The following is a 22166-nucleotide window of genomic DNA, read 5'->3' on the forward strand; positions in this document are numbered from 1 at the left end:
TTATATTTTTATATTGTCTGATTTGAACTTGGAATTATTCTGGATAAACCAGACGTTCCGGTTTGATATCGATTAAGACTTCATCCAGATATTTTTTAGCAAGATAGTTTGCCATACCGAGATTCATATCAAGATAGTTTCCACAGTCTTTTGCGGAAGCCCCAGGCACTTCGCCCTTAAAGTCACGGATGAAAGTAAACATTTCCACCATTAAATCAACAATATCGCGGGATTCGTAGTCACCTGCTAAAAGCAGATAAAATCCGGTACGGCATCCCATAGGTCCAAAGTAAACGGTTTTTGTGCCATACTCTTTATGGCTGCGAAGAAAAGTAGCAGCGAGATGTTCAATTGTGTGCATCTCAGCAGTATTCATAACAGGTTCTTCGTTTGGGGAAGTCATTCTTAAATCAAAAGTGGTAATTACTTCGTCTCCAATGTGATCTTTTCTGGAAACATAAACTCCAGGCTGTAATTTTATATGGTCAATGGTAAAGCTTGCAATTTTTTCCATGTAGCTAATTCTCCTTTCAGGGTTTGTTTTTTCAAAATTTATTATAAATCGAATTAAATTTTCGTGCAAGTATATTTGACTTTACAGTGGCACAATGTTACAATTTATTTTAGCAAAACTTGGAGGACAAAAAGATGATTAATGATAAAAAAGTGTTGTTTAGTGGTATGCAGGCAACTGGAAATCTGACTCTTGGAAATTATCTTGGGGCATTAAAAAACTGGGTAAAGTTAAGTGACGAGTATGAATGTTTCTACAGTGTTGTAGATATGCACTCTATTACGGTGCGTCAGGACCCAGCTACACTTAGAAAAAGAGCAAGAGCACTTCTGACTCTTTACATTGCAGCAGGGTTAGACCCGAAAAAGAATTGTATCTATTATCAGTCCCATGTATCCGGACATGCAGAACTGGCATGGATTTTGAACTGTTTTACCTATATGGGCGAGCTCAATCGTATGACGCAGTTTAAAGATAAATCAGCAAAACATGCAGATAACATCAATGCAGGTTTATTTACCTATCCGGTCTTGATGGCTGCTGATATTTTATTATATCAGGCAGATGTTGTTCCGGTAGGAATTGACCAGATGCAGCATCTGGAATTAACCAGAGATATTGCTACTCGTTTTAATAATATTTATGGGGATGTATTTACTATTCCGGAAGCTTATGTTGGAAAAGTTGGAGCAAAAATCATGAGTCTTCAGGATCCGTCTAAAAAGATGTCTAAATCCGATGAAAATCCAAATGGAAGTATTTATCTGATGGATGACCCGGATACAATTATCCGTAAATGTAAACGTGCAGTGACAGACTCCGAGGCAAATATTGCTTATAGAGAGGAACAGCCGGGACTGAAGAACCTGATTGATATCTACTGTGCATGTGAAGGTAAAACACCGGATGAAGCGGTGAAAGAATTTGAAGGAAGAGGTTATGGAGAACTGAAAATGGCAGTCGGTGAAGCTGTAGTAAGTGTGTTAAAACCACTTCAGGATGAAGTTTCCAGACTGGAAAAAGATAAGGCTTACTTAGATTCTATTATCAAAGAAAATGCAGAAAAAGCCAGCTATTATGCAAATAAAACACTCCGCAAAGTACAGCGAAAAGTAGGTTTTCCAGACAGAATCCGTTAAATATAAAAAGTATTTCACATAAAGTCAGACAGGAGGAATGGCGTATGACAATGGATGAAGTAATTAATGTTTTAAGTCTGCAGGAAGAGATTTTACAGTTCAATCATTTTACAAATGAGGATGCATGGCAGTTAGGAATTATGCTGGTGGCAGAGAGTAAAAAACGTGGATTGGATTGTTCGATTACAATTCGAAAGAATAATGGCAGCACGGTATTTAAGTATGCCGGAAATACGACTACATTAAACAGTGACCGTTTTACAGACCGGACCTTCAATACCGTAAAAATAATGGAAAAAAGCAGTCTGCTTTTATACAGCGAATTAAAGCAAAATGAAGAAACCTTAGAAGATATTGGACTTGATGAAAAAGAGTTTTCCTGCATGGGTGGAGGATTTCCGATTCGTGTAGAGGAAGTGGGAGTCATTGGAGCAATTGTCGTGACAGATCAGAATCCATTTATCAACCATGATATTATTGTAAAAACAATTGGAAAATATCTGCATGTAGATGAAGTGCCGAGAATTCGGGCATTATAAATTGGTGGAGAACCCCCATAGGCTTATCTGTATGAGCAGCCAGAAAAAATAATAAAGAGCAATAAAAAAGTACCGTGTATTTCGTGATTTGAAAGAAATACGCAGTACTTTTTTATTTACTGAAAAAATGCTGCCATATCCGTGGGAAGCGGTGCGTAAAAATCCATTCGCTTTCCGGTAATCGGATGACAAAATGCAAGCCGGTAGGAATGTAAGGCAGTGCGTGAGATTTTAGAGTAATCCGGACAGTAAAGATAATCCCCCGGAAGTGGATTTCCAAGATACTGCATATGAATCCGGATTTGATGGGTGCGTCCAGTCTCTAAATGAAGTTCCACAAGGGAATAGCCATTCTGGTAATACCGCACCCGATAATGGGTTACTGCGCTTTCTCCATTAGAAAAATCAACACAGCGTTCAATCGCAGAATCTGCTTTTCTGGCAATTGGGGCATTGATAATGCCGACTTCGGCCGGAAGCTGACCTTTGCAGACTGCAAGATAAGTCCGGCGGATTTCACGTGCCTTCATCTGTTTTGAAAGAATCGAGGCACTTAAAGCGTGCTTTGCAATGATTAAAAGTCCGGTTGTATCACGGTCTAAGCGGTTGATACAGCGGAAAATAAAAGTTTCTCCCTGTTTTTTATAATAGTAGGCAACTGCATTTGCCAGAGTATTTTCATAATTATTAATTGAGGGATGAATCGGCATATCTGCCGGCTTATTTACAACAAGGATATCTTCATCTTCATAAACAATAGAGAAGGGAAGCTCAACCGGAACAATATGTTCAGAAGAAGCGGTCTCTTCCAGATGAATTTCAAGTTTATCATCGGGATTTAGAATTGTTTTGACATAAGCCCATTTTTGATTGACTAAAATTCCGTTTTGGGTCTTTTTTAACTGAACCAAAATCGGATGAGAATAACCTCGTTTTTTTAAATAGGATTCCACTGTGCAAGGGGAATCCTTTTGAGTAATAAGATAAGTAAAGGTTCGGTTCAAGGTATCACTCCTAATTTGATTTTACTTTATTCCAAAGTTCGTTGTAATAAGAATCTGCCTCGTCTCCAAGAAAACGGAATGTTTCACAGCGTGCCAAATCTTTATCGGATGGGAACAGAGTTTCACTGTTTCGGATACTTTCATCTTCGATTAAAGCCCTTGCAGCCGCATTAGGAGTTGCATAAGTGATATACTCAAAGTTCATAAGAGCTATATCAGGTCGGCATAAGAAATTAATAAATTTTTCAGCATTTTCTTTATTTTTGGCGTTGGACGGAATCACCCAGGAGTCAATCCATATATTGGAACCCTCTTTTGGAATGACATACTCAAGTGCCGGATTTTCTCTTTGTGTATAAAGCGCTTCACCGGAATAAATAACACCGAGAGCGGCTTCATTTCCAATCATTTTGTCGCGAACCTGGTCTACCACATAAGCCTGTACAAGCGGTTTCTGGGCAATTAAATCATCTTTTGCCTGAATGAGTTCATCAACTTCGACTGAGTTTAAGGAATAGCCTTTACGTTTTAAGGCAACAGCAAACGCATCACGTACAGAATCCTGCATTAAGATGCGATCCTTGTATTTTTCATCCCATAAAATATTCCAGCTGTCAACTGGCTCATCTACCATATTTTTATTGTAGAGAATACCGATTGTTCCAACACAATATGGAACGGAATATTCATTATCAGGGTCGAAACTTTGGCTCTGGGTTAAATAGGCAGGGTCAATATTTTTCAGATTTGGAATGTTATCAAGGTTTAATCTGCTTAACAGTCCATTTTCACGCATACGTTGAATCATATAATCCGAAGGACATACTACATCATAAGCAATAGCACCGGAAAGAATTTTAGGATACATGATTTCATTGGTTTCGTATTCTTCATAGATAACCTGAATTCCGGTTTCTTCTTCAAAGATGTCAAGCACATCAGGGTCGATGTATTCTCCCCAGTTGTAAACAATTACCTGTTCTTCGGAGACACTTCCGGTTGTTCTTACATGATGAACTAATCCGGTTACTGCGATTAATAAGATAAATCCGGCAGGGATTACCTGATGCCATGGGATTTTTCGCTTTCGTTTAAAATCTTTTGCGGTTGAACCAGCCTTTTTAGAATCCGTTTCTTTTGGTGAGGTGTTCATTAAAATCATAATTACCATAACCGATAAGAATAAAAGAGTGGAAAGTGCATACATTTCCGGACGGATTCCTTTTCGTACTTCAGAATAAATCTTTGTAGAAAGTGTATCAACTCCGGGACCTTTTGTAAAGTGGGTGATGATAAAATCATCGAGTGACATGGTAAAAGTCATTAAAAATCCGGACAATACACCCGGGAGGATATCTGGAAATACGACTTTCATAAATGCCTGAAATGGTCCCGCACCTAAGTCGCGGGCAGCTTCGTAAGTGCTTTTATTGGTCTGTTTTAGTTTGGGCATGACGCTTAAGATTGCATAAGGAATATTAAAAGTAATGTGTGCAATCAGGATTGTAGAAAAGCCTAAAGTAAAACGAAACGCAATAAAAAGCAGCATTAAGGAAATTCCGGTTACGATATCAGAATTTAAAACAGGAATATTGGTAATTCCCATGATAACGGTGCGCCATTTTGTTTTCATTGCGGTGATGCCAAGAGAGGCACAAGTGCCGATAATGGTTGCAATTAAGGCAGAAAGAAACGCAATTGCAAGGGTATTATAAAGGGCACTCATAATGGCGTCGTCCTGAAACAGGGAAGAATACCATTTGAGCGTAAATCCACCCCATTTTGAACGGGATTTGGATGAGTTAAAAGAGAGTACAACCAAAGTCGCAATCGGGGCATACATTAAAAATAAAATGAATCCAAGGTAGATATTACGTGCTGTTTTTTTCATTAGAACATGCCTCCTTCTCCATTTTTATCATATTTGGTTGTAATCACCATACTGATCAAAATAAAGACCATCAGCACCAGAGAAAGACCACTTCCGACATTCCAGTTGCTTCCTTGTTTGAATTTTTGTTCGATGACGTTTCCGATTAACAAAATTTTGCTTCCACCAAGTAAATCAGAAATAACAAAGGTGGTAAGTGCAGGAACAAAAACCATAATAATACCGCTTACAACACCTGGTATACTTAAAGGAAAGATAATTTTACGGAACGTATAAAATTCTGTTGCCCCTAAGTCTCTTGCAGCAGAAATGACATCTTTGTCAATTTTGGAGAGAACGTTGTAAAGCGGAAGAACCATAAACGGTAAAAAGTTGTAAACCATGCCCAGAACAATCGCATAAGGCGTATTGATTAGCTGGAGTGTGGGCAGATGGAAAAAGTGTAACACCTGATTGATGACTCCGTTTTTCTCCAACAGGGTCTGCCATGCCAGTGTGCGCAGAAGAAAATTCATCCACATAGGGATAATAAAAATGAGCACAATAAATCCATTTTGACCAACTTTCATATTGGAAAGAATGATTGCCAGAGGATAGGCAAGGAGCAGACAGATGGCGGTGCTGATGAGAGAAAGCAGGAGGGAAAGACAGAGTGCCTTAAAATTCTCAACCGTTCCGATAGCCAGAAGATTTTCAAAGGTCAGATGACCATTTGCATCAGTAAGACCATAGTAGACAATCATAGCAAGCGGGATGAGAATAAATGCCAGAGCCCAGAAAAGATAAGGTCCGGCAAGCAATTTTTTCTTATTCATTAACTCCTATCGCCTCCTCATCTTCCGATTCCGGTTTATTCATAATCTGGATATCGAACGGGTCTACATGAATGCCGACTTTTTGTCCGACCGGAAACATATCTGTGCTGTGAACAAGCCATTCAAATCCATTTGCCTGCACTTCCATCTCGTAGTGGACACCTTTAAAAATTAAATGTGTGACTACACCGGTAATTGTGCCTTTTTCCGGTTCTACAAGGTCAACATCCTCTGGACGGATGACTACATCGACCGGTTTATTCTGTCCAAATCCGGTATCGACACAATCAAATTTTGCACCAAGAATCTGTACCAGGCGGTCTTGTATCATAACTCCTTCGATGATATTACTTTCTCCGATAAAGTCTGCTACAAAAGCATTTTGTGGCTCATTGTAGATATCTTCCGGAGAACCCATCTGTTGAATATAACCTTGATTCATAACAACAATCGTATCGGACATGGTAAGGGCTTCTTCCTGATCGTGAGTGACGTAGATGAAGGTAATACCAAGTTCATTTTTTAAACGAATCAGTTCATACTGCATGTCCTGACGAAGTTTTAAGTCAAGAGCACCAAGTGGTTCATCTAAGAGCAGTAAACGTGGTTCATTTACGATTGCGCGGGCAATTGCAATTCTCTGCTGCTGACCGCCGCTTAATGAATCCGGAAGTCTGTTTTCATATCCTTCCAGATTTACAAGTTTCAGGGCATATCGGATTTTATCTTTAATATAGGCATCAGATTTTCCGGAAATTTTCAAGCCAAAAGCAATATTTTCGGATACACTCATGTGAGAAAAAAGAGCGTATTTCTGGAATACGGTGTTCAAATTCCGCTTATTTGGGGGAAGATGCGTAATGTCCTGACCGTCAAAAATGACCTGTCCCTTGTCCGGGGATTCAAATCCTCCTAAGATACGAAGAGTGGTTGTTTTTCCGCATCCACTTGGACCAAGCAGAGTGAGAAATTCATTTTCATGAACCGACAGATTTAAATCATCTAAAACAAGCTGTTCCCCAAACCCTTTTGAGATATGGATAAAATCCACCAGTGTTTTTTTCATGGCAGTCTCCTTAAATAAAGTATAGTAAATAAAATGCCGGCAGAAACGGAATGATTCCTACCAGGCTTTTAAATTTCATTATACTAGAACCGAAAATCCTGTCAATAGAAGGGCGAGATAAATGTTTGTAAAATCGGGGGAAATTGCATTGTATAAAAAAAAACTTTGTGGTAGAATGTCGGTAGACCGGACAACGGAACGAATAAAAAACAGACAGGAGGGTATTACTATAATGAAAGAAAAGTATGTTGCTTATGTTGGAACTTATACTCACGGAAGCAGTATTGGAATTCATTTATATGACGTAAATGTGGAAGAGGGAACTATGACAGAGAGAAAAGTAGTTCCTGTAAATAATTCTTCCCATCTGGCTATCTCTGTAAACGGAAAATATCTGTACTCTATCGCTGATGAAGGTGTGGCAGTATTTGCAATCGAGCCGGATGGGGATTTAACCTTTATTAATAAAGTTGGTATTGATGGAATGAGAGGCTGTCACCTTTCCACCGATACAAAAGGAAAATATCTGTATGTTGCAGGCTATCATGATGGAAAAGTTACCGTAGTACACACACATAGAGACGGACGACTTGGAAGTGTTATGGATGGTGTCTTCCATAAAGGTCTTGGCAGTGTTGCAGAAAGAAACTTCCGTCCGCATGTCAGTTGTGTGCGTCCGACTCCGGATGGAAAATATCTGTGTGCAGTTGATAATGGAATTGATCAGATTAAGATTTATCGTCCGACAGAGAGAACCAGTAAGCTGGATTTGGTTGACGTTCTTCGTTGTGTCAGAGAATCTGGTCCGAGACTGATCAAATTCAGCCCGAATGGAAAGTTTGCCTTTGTAAACTATGAATTAAAAAATGAAATTCAGGTTTACAGTTATGATGGAAGCGGTGAAAATCCGAAATTTGAACTGCTTCAGACAGAAAGCACTTTGGCTTCCCATGAAGATGAGGCACATGATGCAACTTCTGGAATGTGTCTTTCTGAAGATGGAAAATATCTGTTTACTTCTACAGCCGGAGAAAATACGGTTGCAATGTATAAAGTAGATGAAGAGACAGGTCACATTGAAAGACAGTTCGTACTGCCAATCAGTGGAGAATATCCAAAAGACCTTGATGTATTCCCGGACGGTCGTCATCTGGCTGTTGTCAATCATGAATCAAACTCTATCACAACATTTTCAATTGATTATGAGAAAAAGCTGTTAATTATGAAAGGAAGACCGCTTAAGGTAGAAACTCCAAACAGTATTATTTTCCATAAATGTGATTACGCAGAATAATATTCATGGCAGACGAAGGGAGATACCATGATTCGAATTTTTAAAACCATTGATGGAAAAATGCATCAGATGGAGGAAGCATGTGAAGGTTGCTGGGTTGCCCTGACAAATCCGACTGCTACGGAAATTTTTGAAATCTGTAATCGGTTTCAGATAGAAGTAGATGATTTACGTGCACCTCTGGATGAAGAAGAACGCTCCCGTATAGAAGTTGAAGAAAATTATACCTTGATTTTGGTGGATACTCCGATTATAGAGGAAAGAGGAGACAAGGACTGGTTTGGAACCATTCCTCTTTCTATTATAATCACAAATGAAATGATTTTTACAGTTTGTCTGGAAGATACATCGGTTCTTGGAAAATTCATGGACGGGCGTGTACGCAATTTTTATACTTATATGAAAACGCGGTTTATTTTACAGATTCTGTATAATAATGCAAGCATGTTCCTGCATTATCTGCGTATCATAGATAAGAAAAGTGAAGAAGTGGAAGAGAAACTGCATGCTTCGACCAGAAATCAGGAGCTGATAGAACTTCTTGAACTGGAAAAATCACTGGTCTACTTTATTACTTCCCTTCGTTCTAACGAAGTGGTGCTGGAAAAGCTTTTAAAGGTAGACCGGATTAAAAAATATCCCGACGATACAGACCTGCTTGAGGATGTTATCGTCGAGAACAAGCAGGCGATTGAGATGGCAAATATTTACAGTGGAATTTTAAGTGGAATGACCGATGCGTTTGCGTCTGTTATTTCAAACAACTTAAATATTGTCATGAAATTTTTGGCAACAGTTACGATTGTAATGTCCATTCCGACTATGATTTTCAGTGCCTATGGAATGAATGTAAAATCATTCGGGATGCCATTTGCAGACAGTCCGTATGGATTTGCTATTGTAATTGTGTTGTCTTTGATACTAAGTCTGATTGTGGCAATTATTTTTTCAAAGAAAGACCTGTTTTAGGGTTCATTCCTTTAATTTAAAGTGAAATCAGAAAATTTCTTGAGGGCGGGAATAAACCGGAAATGAGGAAATGAAATGAATTTTTTAAATAAAATGGAACGGAAATTCGGCAGGTATGCAATACCGGAATTGACGAAATATATTATTTTGTGTTATGTGATTGGATATGCCCTGGAGGTTTTTCAAAACATGACCGGAGTAGGTATTATGGGCTATCTGGCTTTGAGTCCGTACCATATACTGCATGGACAGATTTGGAGACTGGTGAGCTGGGTGTTAATTCCGCCTTCAGGACTGGATATTTTTACAATTATTATGCTACTCTTTTATTATTCACTGGGAACAGCGCTTGAAAGAACATGGGGAGAGTTCCGGTATAACGTGTACATTTTCAGTGGAATTTTATTCACTGTGATTGGAGCTTTCTTGCTGTATTTCATTGGCGGACTTCAGATTTCCCTTTATGGAGCAAGCATAATTTCGACATATTATATTAACTTGTCAATATTCCTTGCATTTGCGGCAAATTATCCGGATATGCAGGTACTGTTATATTTTGTAATACCGATTAAGATTAAATGGATGGCATATCTTGATATTGCATATCTGGCTTATAACTTTATTCGTGTATCCGGATATGGTGCATGGGCTGTCCGTATGATGATTCTTGTGTCGTTACTGAATTTTATTATTTTCTTCTTTATGACAAGAAATTATAAAACGATTTCGCCACGTGAAATACACAGAAAACAGCAGTTTAAGAAGGCGGTTCATCCAAAGATGACACCAAATATAACAAAACATAAATGTGCAATTTGTGGCAGAACAGAAAATGATGGGGACGATTTGGAATTTCGTTTCTGTTCCAAATGCAATGGAAACTATGAATATTGTCAGGAACATTTATTTACACATACACATATCAAATAATCAGGAGGATATGATATTATGCGCAGGACAAAGATTGTATGTACGATGGGACCAAATACCGATAAAAAAACGATAATGCGTGCACTCGTAAAAAATGGAATGGATGTGGCAAGATTTAACTTTTCGCATGGTGACTATGAGGAACAGAAAAATCGTATGAATCTGCTGAAAAACGTAAGAGAGGAATTAGACCGACCGGTTGCAATTCTTCTTGATACGAAAGGTCCGGAAATCAGAACCGGAGTTTTAGAAGGCGGACAGAAAGTTACATTAAAAGAGGGAGAAACCTTTACTCTTTATGTAGAAGAGTGCGTGGGAAATGAAAAAGGATGTTCTATTACCTATCCTGGTCTTGCGAAAGATGTAAAAAAAGGTGACAAGATTCTGATTGATGATGGTCTGATTGAACTCGAGGTACAGGCAACAAAGAAAGATTCGATTGTCTGTCTGATTGAAAATGGCGGAGAACTTGGAGAGAAAAAAGGAATCAATGTGCCGAATGTAAAAATTAAACTTCCGGCAATTACAGAAAAAGATAAAAATGATATTATCTTTGGAATTTCTCAGGATATTGATTTTATTGCCGCTTCTTTTATCAGAAATGCAGCAGGTGTCAATGAAATCCGTAAGATTTTAACCGAGCATCATGCAGAGCATATTGCAATCATTGCAAAAATTGAGAACCGTGAAGGTGTTGATAATATTGATGAAATCATCAAAGCGGCGGATGGAATTATGGTAGCACGAGGCGACCTTGGTGTAGAAATTCCGCCACAGGAAGTTCCACATATTCAGAAAACAATCATTCAGAAATGTAATGAAAAATATGTACCGGTTATTACTGCGACTCAGATGCTGGATTCCATGATTCGTAATCCACGTCCAACCCGTGCAGAAGTTGGCGATGTAGCAAATGCAATTTATGACGGAACAGACGCTGTTATGCTTTCCGGAGAAACCGCAGCAGGAAAATATCCGGTAGAAGCCTTAAAGATGATGGAAGAAGTTGCAGAAAGCACCGAACAGTATGTAGATTATGATAAATATGTTACACACAGAAGCATGTATCGGAAGACAAAAATTTCAAGTGCAATTGGAATCTCTTCTGTGCGTACAGCGAGAAATCTGGAGGCAGCCTGCATTATTACACCGACAATGTCAGGTAAGACGGCACGTCTTGTATCCAGTTTCAGACCTCCAATGCCGATTTATGCGATTACACCAAACGAATCTGTACAGCATAAGATGCAGCTTTACTGGGGTGTAAAACCATTAAAAGGTTATACAAAAGACTCAACAGAAAATATTCTGCTCAATTCAATGGAAACAGTAAAACGCAAACGTCTGGTGAAAAAAGGTCAGTTAGTAGTTTTAACTGCCGGTGACCCGGCAACAAACAGCTCCGTAAATGAGCAGAATGTTACCAATATGCTTCATGTAATTGAGGTAAAATAAGAATCGATTAGAATAGAGATAGAAACAGATAGAAGGGGCTGTCCGGATGGACAGCTCCTTTTGTAGCATAAATATTTGTAGTATGAGTAGAGAAAATTTTAATGTATAATAAAGGCATGAATTGATGTTTGTAAAAAGAATTACAACATAAGTAGTATAAAAACAACCCGAAAGAATTTGAGAGTATAGGAGGAATAGTAATGTATACTGCATCAAAAGAAAGATATCATGTAATGGAGTGGTAGCAGGAGTGGAAATTTTAGAGTGAAAATCGGTCAGCAAATGAAAAGTGGTGGCGTATAGTTATAGAATTCTAATGATAAAAAGCAGGAATTTGAATGAAAGATGTGAGGAGAAATTGTTTGAATGAAGCTATATAAATATGGAAATCCAGAATCAAATATTGTACTAATCCAACCTGTTGGAACTCATAATCTGAATGAAATACCAAATCAAGTTGAACGAATAAAAATAAATACAAAAAAAGAGATACAAATGCTTGCAATAAAGGTAGATAACTGGAATCAAGAATTATCACCATGGAAAGCACCGGCAGTATTTGGAAAAGAAGCATTTGGTGATGGAGCATTAGAGTTGCTTACGGAGATATTAAAATTATGTTCGGATAAAAATAAAAAATATTATCTGGGAGGATATTCGCTTGCAGGATTATTTAGTCTCTGGGCATGTTGCCAGAGCGGTAAATTTGCCGGAATAGCGGCTGCATCACCGTCGGTATGGTTTCCGGGTTTCCTCACTTATTTGGAAGAAAATGAAGTAAAAAGTCCCTGTATCTATTTGAGTCTTGGAGACAAAGAAGACAAAACCAAAAATGCGATGCTGTCAACAGTTGGAGATAATATTAGAGAAGTGGAGAAAATTATGAAAGAAAATAAAGTGAAGTGTATTTTGGAATGGAATCAAGGAAATCATTTTAAAGAAGCAGGAGAAAGAACGGCAAAAGCATTTTCATGGGTAATTATAAATCAGTAATGATTTTGTTTATCACTTTAATCCACAAAATTTTTGTTGAAAAATGAAAGCATGTGACATATAATAACCGTGTATATATGATTAGAGAGAAAAATTGAGGAGAATAGAACAAAATGGAGAAAAAAACATTTGTTACTAAAGAACAGTTGGATGAAATTGTAAAACAGTATCCGACACCATTTCATCTGTATGATGAAAAAGGAATCCGTGAAAACATCAAAGCAGTAAAAGAAGCGTTTTCCTGGAATAAAGGATTTAAAGAATATTTTGCAGTAAAAGCCTGCCCAAATCCATTTTTGATTAATATCTTAAAAGAGTATGGCTGTGGCTGTGACTGTTCTTCTTATACAGAACTTATGATGTCTTCTGCAATCGGATGCACAGGAAAAGATATTATGTTTTCATCAAATGATACACCGGCAGAAGAATATGCTTATGCTTATAAATTAGGTGCAACCATTAACTTAGATGATATTACTCATATTGATTTCTTAGAAGATACTATCGGAACAATTCCAAAGAGAATCAGCTGCCGTTATAATCCAGGCGGAACATTTGAACTTGGAAATGGAATCATGGATAATCCAGGAGATGCAAAATATGGAATGACAACCGAGCAGATTTTTGATGCGTTTCGTATTTTAAAAGAAAAAGGTGCAGAAGAATTTGGTATTCATGCTTTCCTTGCAAGTAACACTGTAACAAATGAATATTATCCGGAACTTGCAAAACGTCTGTTTGAACTTGCTGTAAAATTAAAAGAAGAAACAGGAGCAAATATTAAATTTATCAATTTATCCGGTGGTGTTGGTATCCCTTATACACCAGACCAGAAACCAAATGATATCCGTGTCATTGGAGAAGGTGTCCGTAAAGTTTATGAAGAAGTACTTGTTCCGGCTGGAATGGGTGATGTAGAAATCTATTCTGAAATGGGACGTTTCATGATGGGACCGTATGGTTGTCTTGTAACAAAAGCAATTCATGAAAAACATACTCATAAAGAATATATCGGTGTAGATGCGTGCGCAGTAAACTTAATGCGTCCAGCTATGTATGGCGCTTACCATCACATTACAGTAATGGGAAAAGAAAAGGAACCTTGCGACCACAAATATGATGTAACAGGTTCTCTTTGCGAAAACAATGATAAATTTGCAGTAGACCGTATGCTTCCGAAAATTGATATGGGAGACTTACTGGTAATTCATGATACCGGTGCACACGGATTTGCAATGGGATATAATTACAACGGAAAATTGAAATCAGCAGAAGTCTTATTAAAAGAAGATGGAAGCACACAGTTAATCCGCAGAGCAGAAGAGCCAAAAGACTACTTTGCAACATTTGACTGCTTTGATATCTATGATAAGCTGATTCAGCAGTAAAAAAGACAAGGCGGGCAGAAAAAACAAAAAATCTGCCCGTAAAAATTAAAAAAAGACTTGCATTGTGTAGCAAAGCATGATATTATAATAAACGGTTCAGCCAAACCAATCAGCTTGCCGCTGTGGCGGAATTGGCAGACGCACTTGACTCAAAATCAAGCGGGTAACACCGTGCCGGTTCGAGTCCGGCCAGCGGCAGTGAAAAAGTCCTTAGTTTTAAGGACTTTTTTTATTTTGTGTTGCATTTCGTGTTGCATAGCTCTTCAAAGTGATTATTTGCTATTTGTGTCATTTGTAGGACTTTGTCCTGCATGGTATGTCTATCTTCATAGGCAGAGTACCACGTCCATAGGAGCCACTGCACCGCATGGGAGGGGTAATTCATGGGTGGCAGCAGTTCCGGCAAACAGGTAAACAAACGCTCTGCCATGCAGATGACAGCGGTGTATTCCCGGAACTTGAAAATAAAGATGTGGATTTGGTAATGAGAACTTTGTCAGGTTTATAATTAAATGAAGTTGTGAAACAGTTAGCTGATGTAAAACCACGTAGTAAAGTAAATATGAATATCCGTTAAAAAACGAATTGTGATGAAACTGCTTACGCTGACCTATAAATATTCGTTAGTAAAAAAATAAACAAAAACCCAGTAAAACTATAAAAATTTTATCTAAAAATCTTCCTTTTATGAAAAAATATGATATAATGGTTGTTACAAACGATAGTGAAAAGTAAAAAGAAAGAGTAAAGAGGGAAGATATGGCGACCATTAAGGATATAGCAACAAAAGCGGGGGTTTCAATTGCAACGGTTTCCAGAGTGTTAAACCATGATGAAACCTTAAATGCACAGGAAGAGACGAAGCAAAAGATTTTTGAAATTGCAGAAGAATTAGAATACGAAGTTCGTACGCAGAAAAAGAGAAGAAAAAAGATGAAGGTTGGGGTATTCTATTCGTACTCACCGGAAGAAGAACTTCAAGATCCGTACTACCTTTGTATTCGTCTGGCAATTGAGAAAAAATTGGAAAAAGAAGGACATATAAAGCAGATTGTAAAACTGGATGACAAGCCAGAGGTACTTAGCGGCATTGATGGAGTAATCTGCACCGGTACATTTACCAAAAAGATGATAGAGTCAATAGAAAAATGGGAGTGCCCGGTTGTATTTATTGATGCAGATCCGAATCATAAGAAGTTTGATTCGATTGTAGTAGATTATAATCAGGCAGTAGAAGAGATTGTGTCGTATTTGGTGGAATGCGGACATACGAAGATCGGAATGATCGGCTGTCGCGGAGTAAATCAAAATGGCGATGAAATCTTAGATACACGAATGCAGTGTTTTCAGGATTCGCTAATGAAGAGGGGATTGTATCATCCGGAGTATACGAAATTTGGCGATTATTATGCGAAATACGGTTATCGTTTACTAAAAGAACTCTATAATGAAAGAAATATGCCAACGGCATTATTTGTTGCAAATGATTCGATGGCAGCAGGAAGTTATCGGGCGGCATATGAACTGGGGCTTAAGATACCGGATGATATCAGTATCATTGGATTTAATGATATTCCAACCGCAAAATATATGGTTCCACCGCTTACGACAGTGAGGTTATATATGGAGTTTATGGGAGAGTATGCGGTAAAGCTTTTGGAAGAACGAATCGTGCGGGGAAGAGAAATTTGTGTAAAAGTATCGATTCCTACGAAACTTTATGTGCGTGATAGTGTTAAAACAGTAAAATAATAAATTAAGAAATAAAGAAACCATGAGAAAAAGCTCATGGTTTTTTTATTTGTAAAAATAGAAAAAACATTAACTTAGTAAATGATAATTGTTTTACTGAACAAAAGAACTTTTTGAAGAAAATGAATTGTGAAAAATGTATAAAAAAGAATTGAAAATAGTGGATAAAATGTAGAAAATACATTTATTTGGTAAAAACTATTTACAATTAACCAGTAAAATAGTAGAATGATTTTACCAGTTAAAAAGAGATAAAAACAAAGGAGGAAATAATTATGAGAAAAAGAATTGCAATTATTTGTGTGGCGGCACTTACCGGAACGATGATGATGACTGCGTGTGGCAGCAAAGAAGAGGGAGGCAGCGAAAAAACAAGCGACGGAAAGACAAAAGTTCGTTTTGCAACCTGGGACGTAGCAGATGATGTCGATGCACAGCAAAAATTAGTAGACAAATTTAATCAGGAACATGATGATATTGAAGTAGTTTTAGAAGCATACGGAAGTGACTTTGATACAAAACTCAGTGCAGGTATGGGTTCAGGAGATACACCGGATGTGGTATATATGTGGAACTATCCGGCATATGCAGATGGACTTGAACCGTTGGATGAATACATTGATAAAGAGGGCGAAGAGTATAAAGACAATTTTTACAGTACACTGTGGAACTATAACTCATTCGATGGCACCACTTATGGTATTCCGGTAGGATTTACCACACATGCACTTTTTTACAACAAAGACCTGTTTGCTGAGGCAGGTGTAGAAGAACCGACAGATAGCTGGACCTGGAGTGACCTTCAAACTGCGGCTAAGACAATTGAAGAAAAAACCGGTCAGAAAGGGTTTGCATTCCAGATGAAACCAGATCCATACGATTTTGAAATGTATCTGTGGAGTAATGGAGCTGCTTATTGCGATGAGGAAGGCGTGATGGCAGGAAAGATCGACTCCAAAGAATCTCAGGAAGTCTTCCAGATGTTCCAGGATATGGAAAAAGACGGATACGCAATTGCTACAGAAAAGAACGGAACCGATGAATTCCGTGCCGGAACCGCAGCAATGTATATCTATGGCTCATGGTCAATTAACTCATTAGATGAAGATGGAATGAATTATGGTATTGCTAAGATTCCTTCTTTTGACGGAAAAACATCTGTAAGTATTTTAAGTTCTTCCGGACTTTCTATTTCAAAAGACAGTAAAAATAAAGAAGCTGCATGGGAATTCGTAAAATACTGGACAGGCGAAGAATGCAATAAAGCAAGAATCGGTATCGAGCTTCCGGTATTAAACAGTGTTGTAGAATCTGAAGGAATTATGGATGAAGCCAAATATGCACCATTCTATGAAATGTTAGAGCAGAGTGATGGACATACACCGGCAAGTTTTCTGATTGAAGACTGGTCAGAAGTTTCAGAAAACCTTAGTCTTTCATTCGAACAGATCTTTAATCCAAGTTCTTATATGGATGTAAAAGATGTTTTAAAAGAAGCAGCAGATGCACAGTAACCAAATCTGAGTAAATCGGCATCGGAAGATTTGCATAAGCCGATGCCGATCAATGGGAGAGATAAGATGAAACAGAAAAAATTTCTGAAAACGGCAACACCATACCTATTTATTATGCCGTGGATTATTGGATTTCTTGTATTTACAATCGGTCCTTTGATTTTGTCCTTAATTATGAGTTTCTTTGATTGGCCACTTACTACAGCACCGACTTTTCGTGGACTTGGAAACTATATTGACATGTTTACAAAAGATAAACAGTTTTGGAAATCATTGGTAATCAGTTTAAAATATGCAGCGATTTTTGTACCGCTTAATATGATTATCGCATTGTTTCTTGCAATGCTGATTACACAGCCGGTAAGAGGCGTAAAAGTATTCCGTACAATTTTCTATATTCCGGCCGTTATTTCCGGTGTAGCCGTTTCTATTATCTGGGGCTGGATTTTAAATGGAGATTACGGCGTACTGAATTATCTGTTATCACTGATTGGGATTAAAGGACCAAAATGGCTGGTTGACCCGGCTTGGGCATTGCTTGCAGTTATCATAGCAAGTGCCTTTGGTGTAGGAACAATGATGCTTATTTTCTATACCGATATCAAAAATATTCCGGTAGACGTATATGAAGCGGCATCCATTGACGGAGCAGGTCCTGCAAGAAAATTTTTCAGTATCACTCTTCCGATCATTACACCGACGATTTTATTTAACCTGATTACATCGATTATTAATTCTTTCCAGCAGGTAACACTGGTTATGCTGTTAACCGGCGGTGGACCACTGAAGTCAACGTATTTCTATGGCTTGTATACTTACAATAATGCATTCAAACATCATAAACTTGGATATGCCAGTGCAAATGCTTGGGTTATGTTCATCATTATTCTGATTTTGACTGCATTTGTGTTTAGATCATCTTCCGCATGGGTATTCTACGAAACCGAAGCAAGAAATAGCGGAGCTAAGAAAACAAAAAAGAAAAAAGGGGGTAGCAAGTAATGAAGATGTCGAAAAAATCAAAAGCAGTGATTTATATCTTACTCGGGCTTGTGGCACTTTACTTTCTTGCACCGTTTATCTATATGTTGTTTTCAGCATTTAAGACAGAGGGTGAAGCGATTGCATATCCACCGAAGCTGTTTCCATCCGAATGGCATTTTGAAAATTTTGCAAATGCATGGAAATCACAGCCGTTTGGTACATATCTTTTAAACTCGGTGTTGGTAACGGCTTTGACAACGATTGGTCAGGTGCTTTCTTGTTCTTTAGTTGCCTACGGATTTGCAAGATTTAATTTTAAAGGGAAAAACGTACTCTTTATGATCTTACTTTCAACAATGATGATTCCATGGGACGTTACCATGATTCCACAGTATATGGAATTTAAATTGTTTGGATGGATCAACACATTGAAACCGTTGATTGTACCGGCATGGTTTGGTTCGGCTTATTATGTATTCCTGATGAGACAGTTTTTAATGGGAATTCCGAAAGACTTTGAAGAAGCTGCACGAATTGATGGAGCAAATCAGTTCCAGATTTATTGGAAAATTTTTATGCCGATTATGAAACCATCATTGATTTTAGTTGGTGTATTAAACATGCTGACGGTATGGAATGACTACCTTGGTCCACTCATTTTCTTACAGGATCGAAGCAAATATACACTGGCACTTGGACTTGCTTCCTTTAAGGGAGTTCACAGTACACAGATTATTCCGATGCTTTGTATTACAATCATTATGATTATTCCGCCGATTATTATTTTTATTATCGCACAGAAATATATTGTTGAAGGAACCAGTGGCTCTATTAAATAAGACAGACTTATAAAGCGGTCAGGCAGACTGGAACTGTCTGGCCGCTATTGTCGATAAAAGAAGAGCTGAGAGGAGAAAATTATGGCAAGAAAAACAGTAAAAAGATGGGAAGACCATCGGATTACCGGAATTGGGAGAAGAGAAGCAAGAACTGCTTTTTATAGAGATTCGCAAAAAAGAATCTGCTTAAATGGAAAATGGAAGTTTAAATATGTCAAGGCTCCGGAACTTTCACCGGAAGGATTTGAACAGTCTGGAGTATGTGGAGAATGGGATACGATTGATGTTCCATCAGTCTGGCAGCTTCGAGGTTATGACAAAATGCATTATACCGATGTGCTCTATCCGTTTCCGGTAAATCCACCGTATGTACCGGATGAAAATCCTACCGGAATTTACAAAAAGACAGTAGTTTTAGAGGAACAGTGGTTACAAAAAGATACGATTTTAAAATTTCATGGCGTCGATAGTGCATTTGATGTCTGGGTAAACGGAACGCATGTGGGATTTAGTAAAGTAAGCCGCCTGCCATCGGAATTTGAAATTACCGACTTTGTAAAATGCGGTGAAAATGACATTACAGTACGAGTTTATAAATGGTCAGATGGTACTTATCTGGAAGATCAGGATATGTGGTGGCTATCCGGAATTTATAGAGATGTCGAATTAATTAACGAAGAAAAAAATGCGATTTTAGATTTACAAGTAAACGGCACCTTAGATGACAGTTATAGAGATGGTATATTTACTGCAAAAATTACAATGAAACAGGCAGGCACAAGCTTTAAATGGAAACTTTCCTATAAAGGAGAAGTGGTGCTTGAAGAAAAGCTTACTTCGGAAACAAAAGAAGCTTGCATAGAAGCAAAACTTCCGGAAGTTTATAAATGGACCGCAGAGACACCGAATCTGTATGACTTTACGGTTGAGAGCGCAACGCAGGAAGTGACGGTTCGATGTGGTTTCCGTAGAATTGAGATAAAAGACAAAAATTTCCGTGTAAATAATCAGGTAATCTTATTAAATGGAGTCAATCATCATGATTATAATCCAAAAGAAGGAAGAGTTATAACCAGAGAGCTGATGGAAGCGGATATTCGTTTGATGAAACAGTACAATATCAATGCGGTGCGTTGTTCCCATTATCCGGCAAATGAATATTTTTATGATTTGTGCGACGAGTATGGACTTTATGTTATTGATGAAGCAGATTTGGAATGCCATGGCTTTGAGTGGGTAGAGAATTATACCTGGATTACAGACGATGAAACCTGGAAAGCAGCTTATGTAGATCGTAGCGTGCGTATGGTAAAAAGAGATCGAAATCATCCATCCATTATTATGTGGTCTATGGGAAACGAGTCTGCATTTGGATGTAATTTCCGTAGCGCAGCAGAAGCCATTCGTAAGCTGGATGATACCAGACTGGTTCATTATGAAGGGGATTTTGAAGCAGAAGTAACAGACGTATATTCCACCATGTATACTCGATTAAAAGGCTTAAAAGAAATTGCCGAATATCAGGTGAAAGGTGACAAACCACATGTGATGTGTGAGTACGGGCATGCGATGGGCAATGGACCGGGTGGTTTAAAGGCATATCAGGATTTATATCGCAAATATAAACGTCTTCAAGGTGGATTTTTGTGGGAGTGGTATGACCATGGAATTTATACCGAAGAAGAGGGACAAAAATATTATAAATATGGCGGGAATTATGGAGATTTCCCTACAAACGGAAATTTCTGTATTGATGGAATTTTAATGCCGGACCGTACTCCGTCTCCGGGAATGGAGGAATATAAGCAGATTATCGCGCCGGTTGAAATTGCAGCAGTAGAAGGAAGTATGACAAAAATTCAGCTTACAAATTATTATGATTTCCTGAATTTGGAAACGGTGGTACTTGATTGGAAACTTCAAGCAGAAAACCAGATTGTACAAGAAGGAGTTGTAGAAAACCTTTTTGTGGCTCCGCATGAGAAAAAGACAATTACGTTGCCGATTACTGAATTTGAAGTACAGGCAAATACAGATTATTATCTGACTTTGACCGTGTGCCAGAAAGCAGATACCAGATATGCTTTGGCAGGTCATGAAATCAAAAAAGTTCAGATTCCGTTACAAATCAGAAAAGATGAGTTTGCAGTCAGAAAAGCTGCAGACAAACTTCAGGTGTCAAAGTCTCAGGACGTGCTTACCGTAAAAAACAGCTGTATTACAGCAAAATTTAGTACGGTATTTGGAAAGTTGCTCTCTTTTGAAGCAAATGGAAAAGAATATCTGAGTGAAGGCCCGAGAATGAACGTATATCGTGCGACCATCGACAATGATATGTATAAAAAAGAAGACTGGATGAATAAATATTTTATTCAAAAACCGGTAGAAGAAACCGAATCTATACATTGGCAAGAAGAAGCAGATAAAGTGACCGTACAAATCAAAACATTCTTTAGCTGCTATAACCAGTCATGGGGATTTGAATGTGATTATACTTATGAAATCTATTCTTGCGGACAGATGAAAGTAGAACTTCAGGGCAAAGCCGTTCAAAGAGGTAAGCTGGAACCGCCATTTTTACCACGTATTGGAATTACAATGAAAGCAAATAAAGCCTTACAGGAAACCATGTGGTATGGAATGGGTCCGGGAGAAAGTTATATTGACAGCAAGGCAGCTTCGGTTATGGGTATCTATGAAAGTACGGTAGATCAAATGATGACAGATTATGTGTTTCCACAGGAAAACGGTCATCGTGAACAGGTTAAATGGTTTAGAATCGGAGATGCAACAGATGGCTTGTTATGTAAGATGGAAAATAAATTGGGCTTAAATCTTGCGAATTATACAGATGAAAGTTTGGAAAAAGCACAGCATCCGTTTGAAATTGAAAAAGCGGAGCATGTCATCATCCATTTGGATTATCTGCATTCCGGGCTTGGAAGTAATAGCTGTGGCGAAGAACAGTTAGAAGAAAATAAAGTGAAGCTTCAGGATTTTGCAATGGCCTTTACCGTTTCGGCAGTAAAATGCGGAACAGAGATTGAAGAAGCGAGAAAACAGTACATCGATTAAAAAGG

At 38.1% G+C, this 22166-nt stretch carries 19 protein-coding genes and 1 tRNA gene; 15 read left to right on the forward strand and 5 right to left on the reverse strand.

The window, feature by feature from the left end:
* Positions 1 to 34 precede the first annotated feature (34 nt).
* Positions 35 to 514 carry an S-ribosylhomocysteine lyase gene (locus ACYQ2D_RS15205; RefSeq protein ID WP_459786031.1) on the reverse strand — a complete coding sequence of 160 codons (480 nt, stop codon included), beginning with the start codon at positions 512 to 514 and terminating at the stop codon, positions 35 to 37.
* 134 nt (positions 515 to 648) lie between these two features.
* On the opposite strand from ACYQ2D_RS15205, the gene trpS reads away from it, so the two are divergent.
* On the forward strand, positions 649 to 1653 hold the full coding sequence (trpS, locus tag ACYQ2D_RS15210; RefSeq protein WP_459786032.1) for a tryptophan--tRNA ligase: 1005 nt from the start codon (positions 649 to 651) through the stop codon (positions 1651 to 1653).
* A 44-nt stretch (positions 1654 to 1697) separates the two neighbouring features.
* A complete protein-coding gene (locus ACYQ2D_RS15215; RefSeq protein ID WP_117457658.1) occupies positions 1698 to 2192 on the forward strand; it encodes a heme-degrading domain-containing protein in 495 nt (164 codons plus the stop codon).
* A gap of 116 nt (positions 2193 to 2308) precedes the next feature.
* On the opposite strand, the gene ACYQ2D_RS15220 is transcribed toward ACYQ2D_RS15215, so the two are convergent.
* From ACYQ2D_RS15220 to ACYQ2D_RS15235, 4 genes are read right to left on the reverse strand one after another with little or no spacing between them, the layout of a single operon-like run.
* Positions 2309 to 3196: an RluA family pseudouridine synthase gene (locus tag ACYQ2D_RS15220; protein WP_117457657.1), complete on the reverse strand. Its 888-nt coding sequence runs from the start codon at positions 3194 to 3196 to the stop codon at positions 2309 to 2311.
* Between the two features lie 10 nt (positions 3197 to 3206).
* Positions 3207 to 5087 carry an extracellular solute-binding protein gene (locus ACYQ2D_RS15225; protein ID WP_459786034.1) on the reverse strand — a complete coding sequence of 627 codons (1881 nt, stop codon included), beginning with the start codon at positions 5085 to 5087 and terminating at the stop codon, positions 3207 to 3209.
* Complete coding sequence (locus tag ACYQ2D_RS15230; RefSeq protein WP_459786036.1) at positions 5087 to 5902, reverse strand: ABC transporter permease; 816 nt, start codon at positions 5900 to 5902, stop codon at positions 5087 to 5089. Before ACYQ2D_RS15230 ends, ACYQ2D_RS15225 begins: the two co-directional genes overlap by 1 nt.
* Complete coding sequence (locus ACYQ2D_RS15235) at positions 5895 to 6968, reverse strand: ABC transporter ATP-binding protein (protein ID WP_117457655.1); 1074 nt, start codon at positions 6966 to 6968, stop codon at positions 5895 to 5897. The genes ACYQ2D_RS15230 and ACYQ2D_RS15235 overlap by 8 nt, the downstream gene beginning before the upstream one ends.
* Positions 6969 to 7200: 232 nt before the next feature.
* On the opposite strand from ACYQ2D_RS15235, the gene ACYQ2D_RS15240 reads away from it, so the two are divergent.
* The 13 genes from ACYQ2D_RS15240 (at position 7201) to ACYQ2D_RS15300 (ending at position 22161) form a co-directional block, all read left to right on the forward strand.
* Positions 7201 to 8262 carry a lactonase family protein gene (locus ACYQ2D_RS15240; RefSeq protein WP_459786037.1) on the forward strand — a complete coding sequence of 354 codons (1062 nt, stop codon included), beginning with the start codon at positions 7201 to 7203 and terminating at the stop codon, positions 8260 to 8262.
* Between the two features lie 27 nt (positions 8263 to 8289).
* Entirely contained in the window at positions 8290 to 9231 is a 942-nt protein-coding gene (locus ACYQ2D_RS15245; protein ID WP_022303530.1) for a magnesium transporter CorA family protein, read from the forward strand.
* Positions 9232 to 9306: 75 nt separating this feature from the next.
* Positions 9307 to 10161, forward strand: coding sequence for a rhomboid family intramembrane serine protease (locus ACYQ2D_RS15250; RefSeq protein ID WP_022303529.1), 855 nt, complete (start codon positions 9307 to 9309; stop codon positions 10159 to 10161).
* A gap of 18 nt (positions 10162 to 10179) precedes the next feature.
* Positions 10180 to 11616 carry a pyruvate kinase gene (gene pyk, locus ACYQ2D_RS15255; protein WP_459786038.1) on the forward strand — a complete coding sequence of 479 codons (1437 nt, stop codon included), beginning with the start codon at positions 10180 to 10182 and terminating at the stop codon, positions 11614 to 11616.
* A gap of 366 nt (positions 11617 to 11982) precedes the next feature.
* Positions 11983 to 12609 carry an alpha/beta hydrolase gene (locus ACYQ2D_RS15260; RefSeq protein WP_459786040.1) on the forward strand — a complete coding sequence of 209 codons (627 nt, stop codon included), beginning with the start codon at positions 11983 to 11985 and terminating at the stop codon, positions 12607 to 12609.
* 113 nt (positions 12610 to 12722) lie between these two features.
* A complete protein-coding gene (locus tag ACYQ2D_RS15265) occupies positions 12723 to 13997 on the forward strand; it encodes a diaminopimelate decarboxylase (RefSeq protein WP_022303525.1) in 1275 nt (424 codons plus the stop codon).
* Positions 13998 to 14113: 116 nt separating this feature from the next.
* Positions 14114 to 14195 (forward strand) — tRNA-Leu (locus tag ACYQ2D_RS15270).
* 169 nt (positions 14196 to 14364) lie between these two features.
* Entirely contained in the window at positions 14365 to 14505 is a 141-nt protein-coding gene (locus ACYQ2D_RS15275; protein WP_187559190.1) for a hypothetical protein, read from the forward strand.
* 251 nt (positions 14506 to 14756) lie between these two features.
* Positions 14757 to 15749 (forward strand): LacI family DNA-binding transcriptional regulator, encoded by a 993-nt coding sequence (locus ACYQ2D_RS15280; protein ID WP_459786042.1) that lies wholly within the window; start codon positions 14757 to 14759, stop codon positions 15747 to 15749.
* A gap of 275 nt (positions 15750 to 16024) precedes the next feature.
* On the forward strand, positions 16025 to 17263 hold the full coding sequence (locus tag ACYQ2D_RS15285; protein ID WP_117457651.1) for an ABC transporter substrate-binding protein: 1239 nt from the start codon (positions 16025 to 16027) through the stop codon (positions 17261 to 17263).
* A 66-nt stretch (positions 17264 to 17329) separates the two neighbouring features.
* Positions 17330 to 18265 carry a carbohydrate ABC transporter permease gene (locus tag ACYQ2D_RS15290; RefSeq protein ID WP_459786043.1) on the forward strand — a complete coding sequence of 312 codons (936 nt, stop codon included), beginning with the start codon at positions 17330 to 17332 and terminating at the stop codon, positions 18263 to 18265.
* Positions 18265 to 19086: a carbohydrate ABC transporter permease gene (locus tag ACYQ2D_RS15295; protein ID WP_117457649.1), complete on the forward strand. Its 822-nt coding sequence runs from the start codon at positions 18265 to 18267 to the stop codon at positions 19084 to 19086. Before ACYQ2D_RS15290 ends, ACYQ2D_RS15295 begins: the two co-directional genes overlap by 1 nt.
* An 81-nt stretch (positions 19087 to 19167) precedes the next feature.
* Positions 19168 to 22161, forward strand: coding sequence for a glycoside hydrolase family 2 TIM barrel-domain containing protein (locus ACYQ2D_RS15300; RefSeq protein ID WP_459786044.1), 2994 nt, complete (start codon positions 19168 to 19170; stop codon positions 22159 to 22161).
* Positions 22162 to 22166: the final 5 nt, after the last annotated feature.

The sequence above is a fragment of the Blautia stercoris genome (assembly GCF_054657695.1).